Raw genomic sequence first — 20124 nt, forward strand, 5'->3', positions numbered from 1 at the left:
ACAGAAGGAAGACAACATGCCGACGCCATACAATTTTGTCGATCCCCGGCTCGCAAAGCTCGACGGCTTTAAGGTCGAGATCGACGAGGCGCATGAGCGCGCCGACATCGTCCTGGGGCGTCCGCCCTACAACGTCGTGGCGATGCCGCAGCGCGACCAGTTGCGTCTCACCTTCGAGACGCTGGACGAGGATCCGCGAGTCCGCATCATCGTGCTGCGCGGAGAGGGCGAGCATTTCTCCAGCGGTGGAAATATCGGCGGCTTCATGGAGGCGAGCCCCGAGCACGTCTCCAAGCTCGCCTGGAACATCGCCGCGCCCGCACGTTGCGCCAAGCCCGTCATCGTCGCCAACCGCGGCTATTGCTTCGGCGTCGGCTTTGAGCTCTCGCTCGCCTGCGATTTCCGCATCGCTTCGGAGACCACCCAGTACGCGTTGCCGGAGCAGAAGCTCGGCCAGATCCCGGGCTCCGGCGGCTCGGCACGGCTGCAGAAGATGGTCGGCATCACCCGCACCAAGGACATCGTGATGCGCTCCAAGCGCATCTCGGCCAGGCAGGCCCTGGAGTGGGGCATTGCGACCGAATGCGTGCCGGATGCCGAGCTGGAGAAGGCGACCGACAAGCTTGTCGACGAGCTCCGCACCTTCTCGCCGCTGGCGCAGCGCACGGCCAAGAAACTCCTCAACGACACCGAGGATTCGACGCTTGCCATCGCCATCGAGCTCGAAGGCCATTGCTACGGCCGTTTGCGCCAGTCGGAGGACTTCAAGGAGGGTGTGGAGGCCTTCAACGCCAAGCGCCCGCCGAAATTCGCCGGCCGCTGATACGCGACAGAACTGCCGCGGTTCGCAACGGCGCGGGCCGCGGCGCTACTCAAACGGGGGAGGTAAAACAAAATGGCTGAGATGGATATGCCGGTCGCAGGTGCGGAAGCATCGGCCGATAATAAGCAAATGGTCAACGCGATCGTCGCGTCGGTGCTCGGATGGGCGCTGGACCTGTTTGATTTGTTCATTCTGCTCTACGTGGCGCCAGTTATCGGCGCGCTGTTCTTTCCGTCGAGCAATGCGGCGCTGTCGCTTGCCGCGGTCTACGGCTCGTTCGCAGTGACGCTCTTGATGCGGCCGCTCGGCTCGGCGGTGTTCGGGCATTACGCCGACGTGCACGGCCGCAAGCAGGCCATGCTGATTGCCATCGTCGGTGTCGGCATCAGCACGGCGGCATTCGGTCTGCTGCCGACTATCGCTCAGGTCGGCATCCTCGCGCCGATCATCTTCTTGGTTCTGCGCCTGGTGCAGGGTGTGTTCGTCGGCGGCGTGGTTGCTTCCACCCACACCATCGGCACCGAGTCGGTGCCGGCGCAATGGCGTGGTGCGATGTCCGGTCTGGTCGGCGGCGGTGGCGCCGGTATCGGCGCGCTGCTGGCGTCCTTCATCTTCCTGATCACGTCCTCGATCTTCCCCGGCGATGCCTTCGCGGTCTGGGGCTGGCGCTTCATGTTCTTCTCGGGGCTGCTCAGCTCGCTGCTCGGCTGGTTCATCTTCCGGAACCTCGAGGAGTCGCCATACTTCAAGGAGCTCAAGCGCCAGCAGGGCAACAAGCAGGCCAAGGTCTCGAAGGCGCCGGTCAGGGACGTGTTTTCGGGCGAGTATCGCGGTGTGCTGCTGGTCAACCTGCTCATCACGTTTGGCGGCGGCGCCGGCTACTATCTGACCTCGGGCTATCTGCCGAGCTTCCTCAAGGTGATCAACGCGGTCCCGAACCAGACGTCGTCGCTGATCCTGATGGGTGCCAGCGTGTCGGCGTTCTTCTCGGCGGTGCTGGTCGGCGCGCTGAGCGATCGCATCGGCCGCAAGAAGACGTTCCTTCTGATTGGCGTCCTGGCGGCGGTGCTGTTGCCGCTCTGCTATCTCAACCTGGCCGCCACCAAGGATACGACGCAGATCACGCTTTATGCGTTCGCCATCGCCTTCATCGGCAATGCCGGCTACGCGCCGGTGCTGATCTTCCTGAACGAGCGTTTCCCGACCGCGCTGCGCGCGAGCGGCACGGGCCTGTCATGGAACATCGGCTTTGCACTGGGCGGCATGATGCCGACCTTCGTCTCGCTGGTGAGCGGCAGCCCGGCGGAGATTCCGATGTCGCTGGCATACTTCGCGGTCGGCGTGTTCGCTATCTACTTGATCGGTGCGGTCGTCATTCCCGAGACCAAGGGCAATTTCCGCTGAGTTTCAGCAACGGCGCGGTCGCATCGCTGAGGCGACCGCCATGCATAGCTCGTAGGCAATCGAATATCCTTTGGCACCGGTGGATCGCCTGCAAATTAGACAGGTGATTTGGATTGCAGTGCAGCGCACGTCACGATTTGCGCCGAAAAGCCGTGGTGCGCTGCACATCTGTTGCGTGGAACAGTCCACGTTGGACTGCACTCTTCGCGGGCATCGCTGCACGAAAACGTGCAGCCGATGTTGCCGCGCACGGTATCAGTTGCGTGCTGGTCCTGTGCGTTGCGACAACTCTGGCCCTATCCCGAGCCCATCGCTCTGTCGCACGCTCGCAAGCGGTGGCATGACAGGGGATGATGATGAGCGCTCTCGGTTTGGGATTGAACTTGGCGATGGACGGGAAGGACCCGGCGTCCGGTTGGAACGTCGTCCGTAGCTGACCCCACACATGAGCACTGACGAAAACCACTGGGAAGTCGGCACCGATATCGGCGGCACCTTCACCGACATCATCGCAATCCGGCGCTCCCCCGCGGAGGCACGGATTGCGAAGGTGCCATCGCGACCTCAGGCTCCGGTTCAGGCGATGCTGGAGGCGATCGAGGCGGTCGGCCTGCGCAAGAGCGAGGTCAAGCGCTTCGTCCACGGCACCACGCGCGTGACCAACGCCATCGTCGAGGGTAGGCTACCGAAAGTGGCGCTGGTCGCGACCGAAGGCTTTGCCGACGTGCTGGAGATCGCGCGCTATCGCCGGCGCGATCTCTACCGTCTCGACATCCCGCCAAAATCGCCGCCGCTGGTGCCGCCGGAACGATGCTTCGGGCTTGCCGAGCGCCTCGATCACGAGGGACAGGTGCTGAAGGCGCTGGATGAAGCGGAAATCGAGCGTCTGGTGGCCTGGCTGAAGGAGACCGGCGTGCAGAGTGTCGCGGTCGCTCTGCTTCACGCCTATGCCAATCCCGTGCACGAGAAAATGCTCGGCGAGCGGCTCAAGGGTGTCGTTGCTCACGTCTCGCTGTCGCACGAGGTCAACCCCGAGGCGCGCGAATACGAGCGAACTTCGGCGACCGTGTTCAACGCGGCCGCCATGCCGATCGCGGTGGAATATCTCAGCGAGCTGGAGCAGCGGCTCCCGATCGGCCCCGGCCTGCAGGTGTTTCATTCGGCCGGCGCCATGATCCCGATTTCGGCCGTGAAGCGGCGGCCGCTGGTGATGGCGATGTCGGGCCCCGCGGCCGGCGTCTCTGCATCCGTCAGCATCGCGCGCCAGCTCGGCACATCGCGCATGCTGACGTTTGACATGGGCGGCACCACGACCGACGTGTGCCTGATCGTCGACGGCCAGGCCGAGATGACAGACGGCCGCATGCTCGGCGACAAGCCGCTGCGCCAGCCGATGCTCGCGGTTCACTCGATCGGGGCGGGCGGCGGATCGATCGTGCGCAACGGCCCCGGAGGCTTGACGGTTGGGCCGGAGAGCGCCGGCTCCGAGCCGGGACCGGCCTGCTACGGCCGCGGTGGTACCGAGCCGACCATCACCGACGCCAACGCCGTGCTGGGCTATCTCAATCCCGAAACCAGGCTCGGCGACCGCATCGGGATCGACATCGAGGCCGCTATTGATGTCATCGCGCCGATCGCGCGCGCCTTGGGGCTGAGCCTGACCGAAACCGCGCTCGGTATCATCAAGGTCGCGAATGCGACAATGGCCCGCGCGCTCCGCCGCGTCACCGTCGAGCGCGGCATCGACGGACGCGACTGCACGCTGCTCGCCTTTGGCGGAGGTGGCCCGATGCACGCCGCGGGTCTGGCCGATCTCTACGGGATTGCCGAGGTCGTCGTTCCCAGCGCATCAAGTGCGTTTTCGGCGCTGGGCTGTCTCACCGCGGATTTCAGCTTCGTCCAGCAGCAAACCCTGCGCGCTGCGCTTGACGGCATCGACCTCGCCCGTGTGTCCGAGCGGATCGGGGTGCTGATTGACGATGCTTCGGCGCCGCTCATCGCCAACGGCGTTGCCACGACCGAGATTGAGGTCGAGCTGGTAGCCTTGATGCGCTACGCAGCGCAGAACGACGCTATTCCGGTGCCGTTTGCGCTTCCGCTCGATGTTGTCAGGCTGAAGAGGGATTTTCTCGCCCGGCACCACGAGCTGTTCGGTTATGCGACGAGCGAGCGCTGCGTCATCGAATCCGTGCGGGTGCAGGCACGCCGTCCGTCGAGCACCGTCGTGAGCCGGCCGGCCACCGCGGTCAGGACGATATCCACCGGCAAGCGCATCTGCTCGTTCGACGGCTTTCACGACATCGCGACAAGCATAATCGACCGCGCCTCGCTGACCGAAATCGTCAGCGGCCCGGCCATCATCGAAGACGCATGGTCGACCGTGGTGGTTCCGCCCGGCTGGCAGGCGAGGCCGGATGTTTCAGGCAACCTGTTCCTGACGCGGGGGGCCGCATGAAGCTCGATCCGTTCGTCGTCGAAGTCATCCGTCACGGGCTCTCGGCCGCGGCCGAGGAGATGAGTCTGGTGATGACGCGCTCGGCGCGCTCGCCGCTGCTGCGTGAGGCCGGCGACCTGTCGTCGGCGATCACGGACGGCCGCGGTGGCCTGGTCGGGCAGGGTCGCGACATCCCGATCCATCTCGGCGCGATGGCCTATACGGTCCCCGAATTGCTGAAGGTGGTGCCGCGCGACAGCCTGAACGACGGCGACGCACTGATCTACAATGTCGGCCCGCTCGGCGGCAATCATCTCAACGACGTCAAAGTCGTGCGCCCCGTCTTCGTCGACGGCGAGATCGTGGCGTTCGCGGTCAGCCTCGCGCACTGGCCCGATATCGGCGGCACATGGCCCGGCAGCTATTTTGCGAAAGCCATCGACACCTTCCAGGAGGCGATGCGTATTCCGCCGGTTCTGATCGCCACAGCGGCCGGCGTCAATACGCCGATCGTGCAGCTACTCAAGGCCAATGTTCGCGATCCCGAATCCTGCGAGGGTGATCTTCTCGCCCAGATCGCCGCAACGAAAGCCGGCGAGCGGCGCATCGTCGAGCTTTGCCGCGAGCACGGCAAGGCGGTCTTCACGGCGGCGCAGTCGCGCCTGCACGATCTCTCCGAAATCGAGATGCGCGAGGCGTTGCGCGATCTGCCGGACGGCGTCTACGAGGGCGAGGATTATTTGGACGACGGCGGCGTCAACGACGCGCCTGCGCGCATTCATGTCAAGATCACCATTGCAGGCGACGAAGCGACCTTCGACCTCTCGGGAAGCTGCGACCGCGTCTCGAATTTCTGCAACACGACGCCGTTCATGGCGCGTTCGGCGGTGGCCTATGCCGCGCGCATCATGAGCGGGCGCGACATGCACCAGAACGCGGGCGCACTGCGGCCGCTGACCATCATCACGCGCCCGGGCTCGATCCTGGAGCCGGGGTGGAATGCCTCGGTCGCGGCCGGTAACCACGAGACGTCGATGCGCATCGTCGATGCGATCTTCCGCGCCATGCAGAACACCATTCCCGAACGTCTGTCGGCTGGCGGGGCGACCACGGCGGGCGTCCTGTTCTTCGCCGAGCCGCGACAGAACGGTTCATGGAAGATGCTCTACGAGGTCCACGGCGGTGGCGAGGGCGCGCGGCATGATAGGGCCGGCATCTCGGCAACCCGTGTGCATCTGTCCAACACCTCGAACACGCCGGTCGAGGTGATCGAGGCGAACTACGCCATCCGCGTCGAGCAGCAAGCCATTCGCTGGAATTCGGGTGGTGCGGGAGAATTTCGCGGTGGAGACGGCGTCATCCGCACCTATCGTATCCTGGCACCGTCGATGCATCTGACCACCTGCATCGAGCGCATGGTGATTGCGCCGTTCGGCCTGCAGGGCGGCGAGCCCGGCAAGGTCTGCCGCATCTCGCTGATCAGGCAGGGCGCGAACGTCGCGATCGACGGCAAGTCGAACCTGGTGCTGCAACAAGGCGATCTCGTCGCGATCGAGACGTGCGGCGGCGGTGGCTACGGCGCCGAGGCCGCGGAATGAAGGGATTGCGATGAGCAGATTGTTGCGAACCGGTCTGAATGCCGGCGACAGCGCGCCCATGGCCGTGGTCGGCGGCGAGGGCGTCTATTTTCATCTTTCGGATGGTCGCAAGCTCATCGACGGCAGCAATACCGGCGGTGGCCTCGGACATCGTCATCCCGCGATGGTGGAGGCGATCCGCCGCGCCGCGGATACGCCCGTGGTGAACGAGGGGTGGACTTGGGTCGGCCGCGAGCAGGCTGCTGACGATTTGATGACCACCGCGTTCAGTGGCGAAGAGGATTGGGTCGGCGCGGTGCGCTTCTGCATCAGCGGCAGCGAGGCCAACGACATGGCGCTGTCGCTGTGCCAGGCGCTGACGCAGCGATCCGCGCTGGCGACGCGCGAACGCGCCTATCACGGCATCACGGGCCTGTCGCGCAGCATGACGGTCCAGCCGCAATGGCATGGCGGCCTCGCGGTGCATGCCGGCGGCTCAAAGCTACCGGCGCCGATGGCGCCGGTGCGGATATTGCCGGCACCGGACGGCGCGATCTATGGGGCGCCGGCCAACAATGTTCCCCCCAGCGAATATCTGGCCGATGCCACGCGCCTGCTTTCGGATACCGCAGCGACGATCATCGACTACACGCAGGGCGGGATCTATTACGACGGCGCCTATCAGGACGAGGTGGCGCGGTGCGCGCGACAGGCTGGTTCATACTGGATCGCCGACGAAGTGGTTACTGGTGCGGGCCGCGCCGGGCGCTGGTTCGCGTTTCAAGGCGCCCAAAGCCGCCCTGATATCGTGACGCTGGGAAAATCGCTCGGCGGCGGCGCGGCCGCGGTTGCCGCGGTCGTGGTGTCGAAAGACATCGTCGAACGGCTCAAGGGTACGAGCTGGCAGAATTACGGCACGCTCCGCGGGCATCCAATCAGCATGGCCGCCGTCAGCGCCTATCTGAAGGTCGTCAACGAAGACAAGATTTTGGAGCACGTGAGGGGCCTCGAAAAGCTGTTCACCCGCCGCCTGCTCGCCATCGCGCAGAAACATCCAAGCGTGCAGCGCGTGGCGGGGCAGGGGCTGCACTGGACCGTGGAGCTGCACGGACCGGACTGGCGCTCCTGGCACGCCGACACCACCGAGGTGCCGATCGCCTCGCGCGTCGCCGCGCGGGCGCTGGACGCCGGCGCCGTGATCGGGACCAGCGGCGAGCAGACCTCGCTGTTCCTCGCACCGCCACTCGTGATCTCCGAGCATGAGGCCGAGCAGCTTCTGGATGCACTCGACCATGGCCTGGATATTGCCGATGCGGAACAGACGTGAGCGTGGATCGTGCAACGCACACTATGCCGATCGGCAGGCGCCGGCTGGAAAGTCCGCGCGATGCTGCGTTATGCTGCGCGCGCCGGCACGTGATTGAAACTGTAGCTTAGCCCAAGACCTTGGCCCAAGACCTTAGTTCAAGATCTTGGCCCAAGACATCACCAGGAAATCGCTGATGCGTATTGTCAATGTTGCCGCCGCCCAGATGGGCCCGATCCAGAAAGCCGACAGCCGCGAGGCCGTGGTCAAGCGCATGATCGCGCTGATGGACGAAGCGAAAGCAAAAGGCGCCGATCTGATCGTCTATCCGGAGTTGGCGCTCACCACGTTCTTCCCGCGCTGGTATGCGGAGGACCGGGGCGAGTTCGACAACTGGTTTGAGCGCGAGATGCCGAGTGCGGCAACGAAACCGCTGTTCGAGCGCGCCGCGCAGCACCAGATGGCGATGAATTTCGGCTATGCCGAGCTGACGCCCGACGGTCATCACTTCAACACCGCGATCCTGACCGACAAGTCCGGCAAGATCGTCGGCAAATATCGCAAGATCCACCTGCCGGGCCACGTGGAGTACGACACCAAGCGTTCGCACCAGCATCTGGAGAAGCGCTATTTCGAGCCGGGCGATCTCGGCTTCAAGGTCTGGCGCGAGCTGGGCGGCATCATCGGCATGGCCATCTGCAATGACCGGCGCTGGCCCGAGACCTATCGCGTGATGGGCTTGCAGGGCGTCGAGATGGTGCTGATCGGCTACAACACGCCGTCCGTGAATGCGGAGAGGAGCGATGAGGGCGTCGAGAAACGCCTGTTTCACAACCGCCTCTCGGTGCAGGCCGGCGCCTATCAGAACGCGACCTGGGTCGTCGCGGTGGCGAAGGCCGGCAATGAGGACGGCCACCCGCTGTTCGGCGGCAGCCTGATCGTCGACCCCAACGGCGAGATCGTCGCAGAGGCCAAGACGGAAGAGGACGAGATTCTGGTCCACCCTTGCGATCTCGACGCCACCGCGTTCGGCAAGACTACGATCTTCAATTTCGCGCAGCACCGTCGCATCGAGCACTATGGCCTGATCACCAGCCAAACCGGCGCGGTGCCGCCGCCGGAGAAGTGACGTCGATGGCCGGCCGGAGCACATCGGGCATATCCTTACGAGAGCTCGATCCGCGCGATCGCTACAAGCTGCTTTGCGGCGTCGTGGTGCCACGGCCGATTGCGCTGGTGACGACGCTCGACGACAACGGGGCGGTCAACGCCGCGCCCTTCAGCTTCTTCAACGTGTTCTCGGAGAGCCCGGCGCTGATCGTGCTCGGACTTCAGCACAAGTCGGATCACAGCCCGAAGGACACCACCCGCAACATCCATCGCGACGGCGAATTCGTGGTTCACATGGTGGACGAGGCGCTGTCGGTGGCGATGAACGACTGCGCGGTCGATTTTCCTTCCGGTGACAGCGAGGTCGTCGCGACCGGGCTTGCGACGCTTGCCTCAATCGACGTGAAGGTGCCGCGCCTGGCCGCGGCCCCATTCGCGCTCGAATGCCGGCGCCATGTCGTGCTGAATTTTTCGCCGGATCGTGAGCTCCTGGTTGGCGAGGTGCTGCGGGTTCACGCGCGCGAGGGCCTGGTCGACGAGGCCAACATGTATGTTGATCTCGACGCCTACCGGCCGATCGGCCGCATGTTCGGCAATCTCTACACGACGCAGCGGGATACGTTCGCGCTTACGCGCGAGAGCCACGCGCAATGGCTCGCGCGGCAGGACGCCAAAGAGCTGAAGGACGCCTAGTGAGCCGAGAACTGCACCGTACCCAGCGCCATGGTGACGGCCGCCTGCGTCGGGTCGATCACGGCAATGCCGAGCGCGTCTTCCAGAGGACGGCGATGGCGTGCCATGCCGGCGCAGCCCATCACGATGGCGCGGGCGCCGTCCTCGTCGCGCAGCGCGCGGCCGATGTCGATCATTTTGGCCAGCGTGCCTTCGCCCGAGGCGGTTTCCGCGACGCTCATGTTGAGCGGCCGCTCGCCGGCGAGGCGGTCGGTCAGTCCCATCTGCCTGAGATAGCGCATGTGACGCGGGATCGAGCGTTGGGCGATCGCGATGACGCCAAAGGTCTCCGCGCGGGCCAGCGCGGTCAGCACGCCGCACTCGGCGATGCCGAACACCGGGCGGTCGGTGCCTTCGCGGCAGACCTGAAGCCCGGGATCGCTGTAACAGGCGATGACAAAGGCGGCCGAGCTGTTGTCGCCTTCGACCAGCCGGCGCAGCGGCATGGCGACCCCATCGACATCGGCCTGGCTTTCAATGCCGAACGGACCCTCGGCCAGCGTCTGGCAGACCAGTTCCGGCCCGCCCTCGAAACCGAGCGGCTTCAGTGCGTCCTCCAGCCCCTGCGTGACCGCAGGGTTGGAATTTGGATTGATGACGAGAATGCGCGGTCGGGACATGCTGGTCTTCCTGCGAATTGGCGGTCACTTGCCCTAAGCCTATCATGGAGTGCCTTATGACTGAACCCGCTTACGACCTGATCATTCGCGGTGGGCGCGTCGCGACGACGACCGACGTCTTCGAAGCCGACGTCGCCATCTCCGGCGAGACCATCGCCGCTATCGGCCGCGGGCTTCCGCCCGCGAAGCGCGAGATCGACGCGCGCGGGAAGCTGGTGCTGCCCGGTGGGGTCGACAGCCACGCCCATATCGAGCAATTGTCCGCTGCCGGCATCATGAATGCCGACACGTTCGAGAGCGCGACCGTTTCGGCCGCTTTTGGCGGCACGACCACGGTGATCCCGTTTGCTGCCCAGCACGTCGGCATGAAGCTGCCGCAGGTGGTGGAGGATTATCACGCGCTGGCCAAGAAGGGCGCCGTGATCGACTACGCCTTTCACATGATCATTGCGGATGCGACCAAGGAGACGGTCGAGGAGCACATTCCGGCGCTGGTGAAGCAGGGCCATGCCTCGATCAAGATCTTCATGACCTACGACCGGCTCAAGGTGGACGACGAGCCGCTGCTGGACATCCTTCTCGCCGCACGTCAATCCGGCGCGATGCTGTGCGCGCACGCCGAAAATCATGGCATCATCGCCTGGATGGTGAAGCGCCTGCTCGCGCGCGGCTACACGATGCCGAAATACCATGCCGTCAGCCACGCTCGCGTGTCGGAGGCGGAAGCCTTCACCCGGCTGATCGGCATGGCGGCGCTGATCGACCAGCCGATCATGATCTTCCACGTCTCCACCGCCGAAGGCGCAAAAGTGATCCGGGACTCGCGCGGGCAGGGGCTGAAGGTCTTTGCCGAGACCTGTCCGCAATATTTGTTCCTGACCGCAGCTGATCTCGACAGGCCCGGGGCCGAAGGCGCCAAGTGGATGTGCAGCCCGCCGCCCCGCACGCATTCGGATCAGGAGGCGCTGTGGCAGGCGCTGTCGCTCGGCGATCTCCAGACCATCTCGTCGGATCATGCGCCGTATCGTTACGACGAGACCGGCAAGCTGCGCGCCGGTCCCAATCCCAACTTCAAGCAGGTCGCCAACGGCCTGCCGGGGCTGGAGCTGCGGCTGCCGCTGCTGTTCGACGCGATGGTGTCGAAGGGTCGGCTGGGCCTGGAAAAGTTCGTCGAGCTGACTGCGACGGCACCAGCAAAGATCTACAATCTGCATCCGCGCAAGGGCTCGATCGCGGTGGGCGCCGATGCCGATATCGCGATCTGGGATCCCAATCGCGAGACGGTGATCGCCGACGAGATGATGCACGACCTCGCCGGCTACACGCCGTTTGCGGGCCGCAAGCTGAAGGGCTGGCCGGTCACCGTGCTCTCGCGCGGGCGCGTCATCGTCGACGGCGACAAGTGTCTCGCGAACCCCGGCAGCGGCAAGTTCCTGGCACGCAGTGGCGGCGAGGCGGCCAAGCCCACCGGCCGGCTCGTGGCCGACATGGATCCGGAACACAATTTTGGAGCGAAGCTGCTGTGATGGTGGATCGCGCGCGATGAAGATCGTCATCTTCGGCGGCACGGGGTTTGTCGGCCTCAATGTTGCGGAGGCGCTGCTCGCGCGCGGGCATCACGTCACGCTGTATGATCGCGCAGAGTTGCCGCCAGCCGCGCGGCGATCTCTTGCCGATTACGGCGCCGGGCTCAAAGCGGTGCAGGGCGATATCACCGACGCAGATGCCATCGATGCTCTCATCGCGGAAGGCGCTGATGCGATCGTGCTCGGAGCTGCGATCACCGCCGGCGATGAGCTGGAGAGAGCATCGACCGCGCGCGTTCTCGAAATCAATGTGATGGCGCAGATCCCGATCCTGCTTGCGGCGATCCGACATGGCGTTCGTCGCGTCGTCAATCTGTCATCGGCATCGGCCTATGGCGCCGCGGGTGCGCGGGTCGAGATTCTCGACGAGGAAACGCCCTGCGATCCCGTCTCGTTCTACGCGATCAGCAAATTCACCTCGGAGCGATCCGTCGCGCGCCATGCCGAGCTCTTTGGCGGCGACTTTCTGAGCGTGCGGCTGAGCGCCTTGTTCGGCCCGTGGGAACGGCCCAGCTCGGTACGCGATACGCCAAGCCTTCAGTATCAGATACTGGCTGCCTTCGCTCGCAGCGAGCCGGCGGTTGTGCCTGAAGCGGGTATGCGGGACTGGATCTACGCTCCGGATGCGGCCGAAGCTGTGGCGCTCGTCATCGAAGCCGAGCGGCCACGCCATCGGCTCTATAACATCTCCCGCGGCGGGCTATGGCCCGCGTTGCAATGGGGAGAGGCCTTTGCGGCGTTAAATCCCGGCCTGCAATGCCGGCTTGCCGCGCCCGGAGAGAAGACTGTCATCAAGCTGCATGGGCCCTATCGCGCGCCGCTGTCGGTGACGCGGATGGCGGATGAGTTCGGCTGGCGCGCGAGGTTCGGCTGCGCCGAGTCTGCCGCCGCGATGAGCGCCTGGCTGACGCAGCACAAGGAGTGGATCTGACATGCGGCTGCAAGGGCGCACAGCCATCATCACCGGAGCGGGCTCCGGCATCGGCCGCGCCAGCGCAAAGCTGTTTGCGGAAGAGGGCGCGCGTCTTGCCCTGGTCGATCGCGATGTCGCGGGCCTCCAGGAGACGTTGAGCCTGGTAGGCGAGGCCACGACCCATGTCGGTGACGTCGGCGATGCTGATTTCGCCGAGTCCGTTGCAAACGACGTCGTGGCGCGGCTCGGCCGGCTCGATATCCTGATGACGGCAGCCGGCTTCTCCTGCGGCGGCACGGTGCTGACGACGGACCCCGCCGATTGGGACGCGGTGTTCCGCACCAATGTCGGCGGCACCTGGCTGTGGTCGCGCGCCGCTGTGCCCCAGATGCAGCGGCAGAAGAGGGGTTCGATCATCACGCTGGCCTCGCAACTCGCAATCGCCGGCGGGAAAGGCAACAGCGCCTATATCGCCGCCAAGGGCGCGATCGTCAGCCTGACCCGGACGATGGCGGTGGATTTCGCGACAGACGGCATTCGCGTCAATGCCATCGCGCCGGGCGCGATCGACACGCCGATGCTTCGCCGCAGCTTTGCCCGTCATGCCAATGCAGACGAGGTCCGCGAAGCCTCCCGCAATCGCCATGCCATGAAGCGGTTCGGCCAGGCCGAGGAGATCGCGCAGACCGCGCTGCATCTCGCAAGCGATGCGTCGTCATTTACGACCGGCACGGTGATGGTGGTCGACGGAGGCTGGCTCGCGGCATGAGTGATGCGCTGACAGAGCTTGAAGCGAACGTTCGCGCCGATCTCGCCAGGATCGCGCATCCTAGCGCTGCGTGGCTCGAACCGAAGGCGGGCCCGGACGGCAAGCCGGCGCTGGATGTGCTCGTCGTCGGCGCCGGCCAATCCGGCGTCGCCATCGGCTTCGGCTTGATGCGCTCCCGCGTCAGCAACATCCTGCTGCTGGACAAGGCCGAGGAGGGGATGGAAGGCCCGTGGCTCACCTATGCCCGCATGCCGACGCTACGCAGCCCGAAGGATTATACCGGCCCGGACCTCGATGTCCCCAGCCTGACCTACCAGTCCTGGCACGAAGCCCGCTTCGGCAAGGAGAGCTGGCAGACGCTGAATCTGATCCTGAGGGAGCATTGGGCCGAGTACCTGCTCTGGCTGCGACGAGCGATCGCATTGCCGGTGCGCAACGGCTGCGAGCTTCTGGAGATCTTGCCGGCGGCAGATGGCCTACTCGCCGCACGGGTGAAACGTGCCGATGGCGTAGAGACGCTCTATGCGCGCAAGATCGTGCTGGCGACGGGGCAGGAGGGGATGGGGGATTGGATGATCCCCGAGCCGCTGAGCCATCTGCCCGTGAGCTCGGTCACGACCGTCGCCGACGATATCGATTTCGAAGGCCTTCGCGGCAAGCGCGTCGCCGTGATTGGCGCTGGGGCTTCCGCCTTCGACAACGCGGCAACCGCGCTGGAAGCGGGCGCGGCGGAAGTGCATCTGCTGTGTCGTCGGCCGCAGATCCAGGTGATCCAGCCCTATCGCTGGCTGACCTTTCGGGGCTTCCTGCGTCATCTCAGCGATCTCGACGATGCCTGGCGCTGGCGCTTCATGCGCACCATCCTCGAAATGCGCGAAGGCTTTCCGCAGCCGACTTTCGATCGCTGTGCGCGTCATGCCAATTTCACATTGCATGAAGGCGCTCCGCTGGAGTCCGCGCGTCAGACGCCTGACGGTGTGGACTTGCAGACGCCGCGCGGCGCCATCACTGCGGATTTCATCATCTGCGGCACCGGCATCGACATGAATTTTGCCGGCCGTGGCGAACTGCGCGCATTTGCCGGCAATATCGCAACCTGGGCCGACCGCTATCAGCCCCCGGAGAGCGAGCACAACGCGCGGCTCGGCCGCTTCCCCTATCTCGCCGACGACTACGCCTTCACCGAACGTGTCGCGGGCGAGACGCCGTGGATCTCGAATATCCATCTCTTCGCCATCGCCTCCACCATGAGTTTTGGTCCGTCGGGATCGTCGATCAACGCGATGACGACCGCGGTGCCGAAGCTGGTGAATGGCCTGACGCGCGGCCTGTTTCGTGCCGATGTCGAACGGCACTGGGCCTCGCTCAGCGCCTACGACGTGCCGCAGGCCGTAGTCACGCGGCCAGCGCGAAAAATGGAGGAATCGCGATGATCATCCATGCGCCGCCGCGACGAAGCCTCCCCATGAGCGCCCCATGAGACTGGCGCGCAACTTGCTTCTTTCTTGACCTGTCCTGCTGGCGTTCTTGTCGAAATTTTGGGGAAAACGAATGCGTTTTGTGTCTTTCAGGCCGGCATCCTGCGTGCTCGCCACCGCTGCGCTTCTGCTTGTGGCCGCCGCGCCTTCGCAAGCGCAAACCAGGGCGGAGACTTTGCGCTATGTCACCGGCGCATCCGTCAACACGCTCGATCCGAACATCCCGGGCTCGACGCGTGAATCCTTCGCGCTGAGCATGAGCACCTACGACCGCCTTGTGGCGTTCGGCCGCAAGCAGCTCAACGGCAAATGGGTGTTCGATCTCGACAAGATCACCGGCGAGCTCGCCGAATCCTACGACGTCAGCCCGGACGGACTGAAGCTGACGTTCCGCCTGCGCAAGGACGCCAAGTTCCAGGACGGCTCGTCTGTGACCGCCGAGGACGTGAAATGGTCGCTCGATCGCTGCGTCACCGCGCCGATCCTCGGCAAGGCACAATTGCTGACGGGATCACTGACGTCCGCCGACCAGTTCAAGGTGATCGATCCCCTCACGATCGAAGTGACGCTGCCAAAACCCGACAAGCTCGCGCTGCCGAATTTGGCCACCGTCTATCCTCTGATCATCAACTCGAAAGTCGCCAAGGAGCACGCGACCGCGGACGATCCCTGGGCCACCGCCTGGCTGAAGGAGCACACCGCCGGCAGCGGCGCCTATGTGATCGAGTCTTTCAAGCCCGGCGAGCAGGTCATCATCAAGCGTAACGAGGACTGGAACCGCGGCTCGCCCGGCAAGCCGGCGTTCTTCAAGCGCGTGATCGTGCAATCCGTGCCCGAGCCCGCGACCCGCGCCAACCTGGTCGAGCGCGGTGACGCCGATCTCGTCGTCGATCTCCAGGCCAGCGACGTACAGTCGCTCGAGGCCAAGGGCAAGCTCAAGGTGATCTCGACGCCGCAGTACAATTCGATCACCTTCGTTTCGATGAACAACCAGATCCCGCCCTTCGACAACGTCAACGTCCGCCGAGCCGTCGCCTTCGCGCTGCCCTATGAGGACATGTTCAAGGCTGCCCTGTTCGGCCGTGGAGCCCCGCTGTTCGGTGCGAATTGGCCGGATGGCAAGCCGCTGAACGGCATCTATCCGTTCCAGGCGCCGGTGAAGACCGATCTCGACAAGGCGAGGGAATATCTGAAGGCCGCTGGACTCCCGGAGGGTTTTTCGACCACCTTCAGCTTCAACGTCGGCCAGGCCTCGACCGCGGAGCCGATGGCGGCTCTCGTGAAGGAATCGCTTGCCAAGATCGGGATCAAGGTCGACATCCAGAAGCTGCCGGATGCGCAGATGTCGACGCAGATCAACGAGAAGAAGCTGCCCTTGTTCACTGAAGGCATCGTCGCCTGGTTGCCCTCGACCGATTACTTCTACCGCAACTTCTACACCGGCAATCAGCGCTGGAATTACAGCTCGATCAACAATCCGGAGCTGGCGACGATCGCGCAGGAAGCGCGCTTCGAGCCCGACAAGGCCAAGTACGAAGAGGATGGCCGCAAGCTCAACGCGATTCATTTCAGCGAGATGCCGCAGATCCCGCTGTGGCAGCCGAACCAGGACGCCGTGATGGCGTCGTCGATCGAGGGCTATACCTACGAGTTCCATCGTCAAGTCGACTATCGAGACGTCAGCCGCAAGTGACATCCGCAAATTGGAGGAGCTCTGAAAGGTGATGACCGGTTTTGGTGCGACGGTGGCGCGGGCGGGGAGGCGGCTTCTATCGTCGCTGCCGGCGTTGTTCGGCGTGCTGGTCTTCACCTTTCTCCTGATGCGGGTCTTGCCCGGAGATCCCGCGGTGTTCTTCGCTTCGGGGCCGAACGCCGGCAAGGAGGAGATCGAGCAGATCCGCAAGCAGATGGGGCTGGACAAGTCGGTGCCGGAGCAACTCGTGTTTTATCTCTCCGACATCGGCCGGGGCAATCTCGGCCGCTCCATGATGACGGGGCAACCGGTCCTGAAGGACCTTCGCGAACGTTTGCCGGCCTCGCTGGAGCTGACCTTCACGGCGCTCCTGATCGCGCTGATCGCGGCGGTGCCGCTCGGCGTGGTCGCGGCCTTGAAGCCGGGATCGCTGGTCGATCACGGCGTGCGGCTGTTCTGTGCGCTCGGCGTCTGCGTGCCGACCTTCGTGTCGGGCCTGCTGCTGATCTATGTCTTCTACTATCTGCTCGGTCTTGCGCCTGATCCGACCGGGCGGATTGACGTGTTTACCTCGTTGCCGCCGCAGCGCACCGGGTTCCTGTCGATCGATTTCCTGCTCGCGGGAGACATCGAGGGTTGGTGGGCGGCCTGCAAGCAGTTGATCCTGCCGGCGGTGAGCATGGCCCTGTTCGTCATCGCGCCGCTGGCGCGGATCACGCGCGCTTCGATGCTGGTTTCGCTCGGCAGTGATTTCGTGCGCACCGCGCGCTCGGTCGGATTGTCCTGGCAGAAGGTCGTCGTCACCTACGCGCTGCGCAACGCGATCCTTCCCGTCATCACCATTGCCGGCATCGTCTTCTCGACCATGCTTGGCGCGAATGTCCTCGTGGAGAAGGTGTTCTCCTGGCCGGGCGTTGCCTCCTACGCGCTCGATGCGCTGCTGTCGTCCGACTATGCGCCGGTGCAGGGTTTTGTGCTGCTGATGGCGAGCCTGTTCGTGATGGTCAATCTGGTCGTCGATATCTGCTACGGCATCGCCGATCCCAGGGTGTCGATCGGATGACGAGCGCAACCCTCCGCCATTCGGTCTGGATTCTGCGCGGCAACCCGCTGACCGGTGTCGCCGCGGCGGGTGTCCTTCTGTTTGTCCTGGTCGCGATCTTCGGACCGTGGCTCGTGCCCTATGATCCCATCGTCTCCAATGTCTCGGAGGCGCTGCTGCCGCCGAGCGCGGCGCACCTCGCCGGCACCGACCAGCTCGGGCGCGACGTGTTCAGCCGCCTCGTCGTTGCGGCCCGCCTCGATCTTGCCATCGCGGTCTCGGCGGTCGGCATCTCCTTCGTGATCGGCGCCGTCGTAGGCTCTTTCTGCGGCTATGCCGGCGGCAGGCTCGATCGCTCGGTCGGCCGCTTCGTCGACGTCATGATGGCCTTTCCGTTGTTCGTGCTGGCGATGGCGATGGTCGCGGCGCTCGGCAACCGGATCGAGAACATCGTGATTGCGACCGCGATCATCAATCTTCCCTTCTACATCCGCTTCGCGCGCGCCGAGGTCAACGTCCGGCGCAATGTCGGCTGGGTGGAGGCCGCACGTGCCTGCGGCGAGAGTCATTTCTCGGTGGTGCTGCGCTTCCTGCTGCCGAATATCCTGCCGGCGATGGCGGTGCAGATCTCGCTCAACCTCGGCTGGGCGATCCTGAATGCCGCCGGCCTGTCATTCATCGGCCTTGGCGTCAAGCCGCCGACGCCGGAATGGGGCATCATGGTCGCGGAGGGCGCCCGCTTCATCTCGACGGGGCGGTGGTGGCTGGTGGCCTTTCCGGGCCTCGCGTTGATGATGGCCGTGCTGTGCTTCAACCTCCTCGGTGACGGGATGCGGGACATTCTCGACCCGCGCATGCGCACATGAGCGAGCAATTGCTCAGGATCGACGATCTCCACGTCGCGTTCTCGACGCGACGAGGGACGGTCGAGGCCGTGCGCGGGGTTACGCTCACGGTCGAAGCGGGCGAGATGCTCGGCCTCGTCGGCGAGAGCGGCTCTGGCAAGTCGGTCACCGGGTTTGCCACGACACGGCTGCTCGATGCGGCCGGGCGCGTCACTGGCGGAAAAATCCTGTTTCGCGGACAGGACGTCACCAAGCTCAGGGGCGATGACCTCCGGCATCTCCAGGGTGCCGCGATGTCGATGATCTTCCAGAACCCGCGGGCGGCGCTCAATCCGATCCGCGCGATCGGTCTGCAGATCGCGGACGCGATCCTCACTCGCAAGCGGATATCGAAGGACGCCGCTCGCGCCGAGGCGCTGGAGCTGTTGCGCGCCGTCCAGATCCGCGACCCTGAAACCCGGATGAATGCCTATCCGCACGAGCTCTCCGGCGGCATGTGCCAGCGCGTCATGATCGCGATCGCGATTTCCTGCAATCCCGCGCTGTTGATCGCCGATGAGCCGACGACCGGGCTCGACGTCACCACGCAGAAGGTGGTGATGGACCTCGTGGCGGAGATTTCCGCCGCGCGCGGCATGGCGACGATCCTGATCACGCACGATCTCGGGTTAGCGGCGCGATATTGCCGCCGCATTGCCGTGATGGAGCGCGGCCGCATCGTCGAAGAAGCAAGCCCCAGGACGCTCTTCAGCTCGCCGCAGCACGCCTATACCAGGCGTCTGGTGGCGGCATCGCCGACCGCGACCTCCCGGATCGAGGACCTCGTGACGGAAGAGGAGAGGGAGCGCCATGCGGCCGTCGTCAGCAGGCCCAGGCAGGAGCTCGCCCACGGTACTCCGCCTTTGCTGGAAGTGCGCAAGCTTGCAAAACGCTTCGACCAGGGCGCTGCGGCGGTGGCGGACTTCTCCATGACGATGACCGGCGGCGAGAGCGTCGGCCTCGTCGGCGAATCCGGGTCCGGCAAGAGCACGACGTCGCGGATGATCTGCCGCCTGATCGATCCGAGCGAAGGCGAGATCGTGTTCGACGGGCAGTCGATCGGCCACGTGGCGTCGCGCGACTTTCACCGCTCGCGCTTCCGCAAAGACATCCAGATGGTCTTCCAGGATCCGAACGAGAGCCTCAACCCGCGCTTCACCGCCTTCGACTGTATCGCCCATCCCCTGATGCGGCTCGATCGTATTCGTGCGGGTAGAGAACTGCGGCAGCGCGTGGAGGAGTGCGCCGAGCGTGTGGGGCTGCCGCTGGATCTCCTGCCGCGCTTTCCGCATCAGCTCTCCGGCGGCCAGAAGGCTCGCGTCGGCATCGCTCGCGCCATCGCCTGCCGGCCGCGGCTCCTGGTGCTGGACGAGCCGACCGCTGCGCTCGACGTCTCCGTGCAGGCGGTGGTGCTGCAACTGCTCGACCGCCTGCGGCGCGAGAACGACATCGCGCTGTTGTTCGTCAGCCATGATCTCAACGTGGTGCGCATGCTCTGCGACCGCACCATCGTGCTGCGCAATGGCGGCATCGTGGAGCAGGGTGAGAGCCGGGCGCTGTTCGACAATCCCAAGACCGACTACACGCGCAAGCTGGTCGAGGCGATCCCGCATATCGAGACCGGGCCGATGCTGGCGGCTGCGCTTTGAGGCTTCGACCGGCCCCAAATGGTGCGGAGATCCCGCTGGCGAAGGTCCGGTTAGTGGCATACCATTTGCACGCCAATGAGCTCTGGTTTCACCTGTTCTTGGCC

The 20124-nt window shown here is 64.8% G+C and carries 16 protein-coding genes; 15 read left to right on the plus strand and 1 reads right to left on the minus strand.

Annotated elements, in window-relative coordinates; translation table 11 throughout:
- Window positions 1-16 precede the first annotated feature (16 nt).
- The 7 genes from JQ591_RS01710 (at window position 17) to JQ591_RS01740 (ending at window position 9347) form a co-directional block, all read left to right on the plus strand.
- On the plus strand, window positions 17-823 hold the full coding sequence (locus JQ591_RS01710; RefSeq protein WP_211394324.1) for an enoyl-CoA hydratase/isomerase family protein: 807 nt from the start codon (window positions 17-19) through the stop codon (window positions 821-823).
- A 72-nt stretch (window positions 824-895) separates the two neighbouring features.
- Complete coding sequence (locus tag JQ591_RS01715; RefSeq protein WP_211394325.1) at window positions 896-2227, plus strand: MFS transporter; 1332 nt, start codon at window positions 896-898, stop codon at window positions 2225-2227.
- Window positions 2228-2672: 445 nt separating this feature from the next.
- The gene (locus tag JQ591_RS01720; RefSeq protein ID WP_211394326.1) at window positions 2673-4682 is read left to right on the plus strand and encodes a hydantoinase/oxoprolinase family protein; all 2010 of its coding nucleotides are present in this window, start codon (window positions 2673-2675) and stop codon (window positions 4680-4682) included.
- Complete coding sequence (locus JQ591_RS01725) at window positions 4679-6259, plus strand: hydantoinase B/oxoprolinase family protein (protein ID WP_211394327.1); 1581 nt, start codon at window positions 4679-4681, stop codon at window positions 6257-6259. Before JQ591_RS01720 ends, JQ591_RS01725 begins: the two co-directional genes overlap by 4 nt.
- A gap of 10 nt (window positions 6260-6269) precedes the next feature.
- Window positions 6270-7565 (plus strand): aminotransferase class III-fold pyridoxal phosphate-dependent enzyme, encoded by a 1296-nt coding sequence (locus tag JQ591_RS01730; RefSeq protein ID WP_211394328.1) that lies wholly within the window; start codon window positions 6270-6272, stop codon window positions 7563-7565.
- A 175-nt stretch (window positions 7566-7740) separates the two neighbouring features.
- Window positions 7741-8673 (plus strand): N-carbamoyl-D-amino-acid hydrolase, encoded by a 933-nt coding sequence (locus JQ591_RS01735; RefSeq protein ID WP_211394329.1) that lies wholly within the window; start codon window positions 7741-7743, stop codon window positions 8671-8673.
- 5 nt (window positions 8674-8678) lie between these two features.
- On the plus strand, window positions 8679-9347 hold the full coding sequence (locus JQ591_RS01740) for a flavin reductase family protein (protein WP_211394330.1): 669 nt from the start codon (window positions 8679-8681) through the stop codon (window positions 9345-9347).
- Here JQ591_RS01740 and JQ591_RS01745 read toward each other — a convergent pair.
- Window positions 9344-10006 (minus strand): aspartate/glutamate racemase family protein, encoded by a 663-nt coding sequence (locus tag JQ591_RS01745; protein ID WP_211394331.1) that lies wholly within the window; start codon window positions 10004-10006, stop codon window positions 9344-9346. The genes JQ591_RS01740 and JQ591_RS01745 overlap by 4 nt on opposite strands.
- 56 nt (window positions 10007-10062) lie before the next feature.
- Here JQ591_RS01745 and hydA point away from each other — a divergent pair, with 56 nt between their 5' ends.
- The 8 genes from hydA (at window position 10063) to nikE (ending at window position 20020) form a co-directional block, all read left to right on the plus strand.
- Complete coding sequence (gene hydA / locus JQ591_RS01750; protein ID WP_211394332.1) at window positions 10063-11532, plus strand: dihydropyrimidinase; 1470 nt, start codon at window positions 10063-10065, stop codon at window positions 11530-11532.
- A gap of 16 nt (window positions 11533-11548) precedes the next feature.
- Window positions 11549-12523, plus strand: coding sequence for an NAD-dependent epimerase/dehydratase family protein (locus JQ591_RS01755; RefSeq protein WP_211394333.1), 975 nt, complete (start codon window positions 11549-11551; stop codon window positions 12521-12523).
- Window position 12524: 1 nt separating this feature from the next.
- Entirely contained in the window at window positions 12525-13274 is a 750-nt protein-coding gene (locus JQ591_RS01760; RefSeq protein ID WP_211394334.1) for an SDR family oxidoreductase, read from the plus strand.
- Window positions 13271-14707 carry an NAD(P)-binding domain-containing protein gene (locus tag JQ591_RS01765; protein WP_211394335.1) on the plus strand — a complete coding sequence of 479 codons (1437 nt, stop codon included), beginning with the start codon at window positions 13271-13273 and terminating at the stop codon, window positions 14705-14707. Before JQ591_RS01760 ends, JQ591_RS01765 begins: the two co-directional genes overlap by 4 nt.
- Before the next feature lie 118 nt (window positions 14708-14825).
- Window positions 14826-16445 carry an ABC transporter substrate-binding protein gene (locus JQ591_RS01770; RefSeq protein ID WP_211394336.1) on the plus strand — a complete coding sequence of 540 codons (1620 nt, stop codon included), beginning with the start codon at window positions 14826-14828 and terminating at the stop codon, window positions 16443-16445.
- A 28-nt stretch (window positions 16446-16473) separates the two neighbouring features.
- Window positions 16474-17508, plus strand: coding sequence for an ABC transporter permease (locus tag JQ591_RS01775; protein ID WP_433995195.1), 1035 nt, complete (start codon window positions 16474-16476; stop codon window positions 17506-17508).
- Complete coding sequence (locus tag JQ591_RS01780) at window positions 17505-18353, plus strand: ABC transporter permease (protein WP_211394338.1); 849 nt, start codon at window positions 17505-17507, stop codon at window positions 18351-18353. The genes JQ591_RS01775 and JQ591_RS01780 overlap by 4 nt, the downstream gene beginning before the upstream one ends.
- The gene (gene nikE, locus JQ591_RS01785; RefSeq protein ID WP_211394339.1) at window positions 18350-20020 is read left to right on the plus strand and encodes a nickel ABC transporter ATP-binding protein NikE; all 1671 of its coding nucleotides are present in this window, start codon (window positions 18350-18352) and stop codon (window positions 20018-20020) included. Before JQ591_RS01780 ends, nikE begins: the two co-directional genes overlap by 4 nt.
- Window positions 20021-20124 lie beyond the last annotated feature (104 nt).

The organism is Bradyrhizobium canariense (assembly GCF_018130465.1).
In the GTDB taxonomy this organism is placed as follows: Bacteria; Pseudomonadota; Alphaproteobacteria; order Rhizobiales; family Xanthobacteraceae; genus Bradyrhizobium; species Bradyrhizobium canariense_C.

Bases quoted from the DNA above. Each gene is read 5' to 3' on its own strand.
- JQ591_RS01760 (WP_211394334.1), top strand. From the start codon at position 12,525: ATGCGGCTGCAAGGGCGCACAGCCATCATCACCGGAGCGGGCTCCGGC.
- JQ591_RS01745 (WP_211394331.1), bottom strand. From the start codon at position 10,006: ATGTCCCGACCGCGCATTCTCGTCATCAATCCAAATTCCAACCCTGCG.
- nikE (WP_211394339.1), top strand. From the start codon at position 18,350: ATGAGCGAGCAATTGCTCAGGATCGACGATCTCCACGTCGCGTTCTCG.
- JQ591_RS01740 (WP_211394330.1), top strand. From the start codon at position 8,679: ATGGCCGGCCGGAGCACATCGGGCATATCCTTACGAGAGCTCGATCCG.
- JQ591_RS01730 (WP_211394328.1), top strand. From the start codon at position 6,270: ATGAGCAGATTGTTGCGAACCGGTCTGAATGCCGGCGACAGCGCGCCC.
- JQ591_RS01755 (WP_211394333.1), top strand. From the start codon at position 11,549: ATGAAGATCGTCATCTTCGGCGGCACGGGGTTTGTCGGCCTCAATGTT.
- JQ591_RS01735 (WP_211394329.1), top strand. From the start codon at position 7,741: ATGCGTATTGTCAATGTTGCCGCCGCCCAGATGGGCCCGATCCAGAAA.
- JQ591_RS01770 (WP_211394336.1), top strand. From the start codon at position 14,826: ATGCGTTTTGTGTCTTTCAGGCCGGCATCCTGCGTGCTCGCCACCGCT.
- JQ591_RS01710 (WP_211394324.1), top strand. From the start codon at position 17: ATGCCGACGCCATACAATTTTGTCGATCCCCGGCTCGCAAAGCTCGAC.
- JQ591_RS01715 (WP_211394325.1), top strand. From the start codon at position 896: ATGGCTGAGATGGATATGCCGGTCGCAGGTGCGGAAGCATCGGCCGAT.
- hydA (WP_211394332.1), top strand. From the start codon at position 10,063: ATGACTGAACCCGCTTACGACCTGATCATTCGCGGTGGGCGCGTCGCG.
- JQ591_RS01780 (WP_211394338.1), top strand. From the start codon at position 17,505: ATGACGAGCGCAACCCTCCGCCATTCGGTCTGGATTCTGCGCGGCAAC.
- JQ591_RS01720 (WP_211394326.1), top strand. From the start codon at position 2,673: ATGAGCACTGACGAAAACCACTGGGAAGTCGGCACCGATATCGGCGGC.
- JQ591_RS01725 (WP_211394327.1), top strand. From the start codon at position 4,679: ATGAAGCTCGATCCGTTCGTCGTCGAAGTCATCCGTCACGGGCTCTCG.
- JQ591_RS01765 (WP_211394335.1), top strand. From the start codon at position 13,271: ATGAGTGATGCGCTGACAGAGCTTGAAGCGAACGTTCGCGCCGATCTC.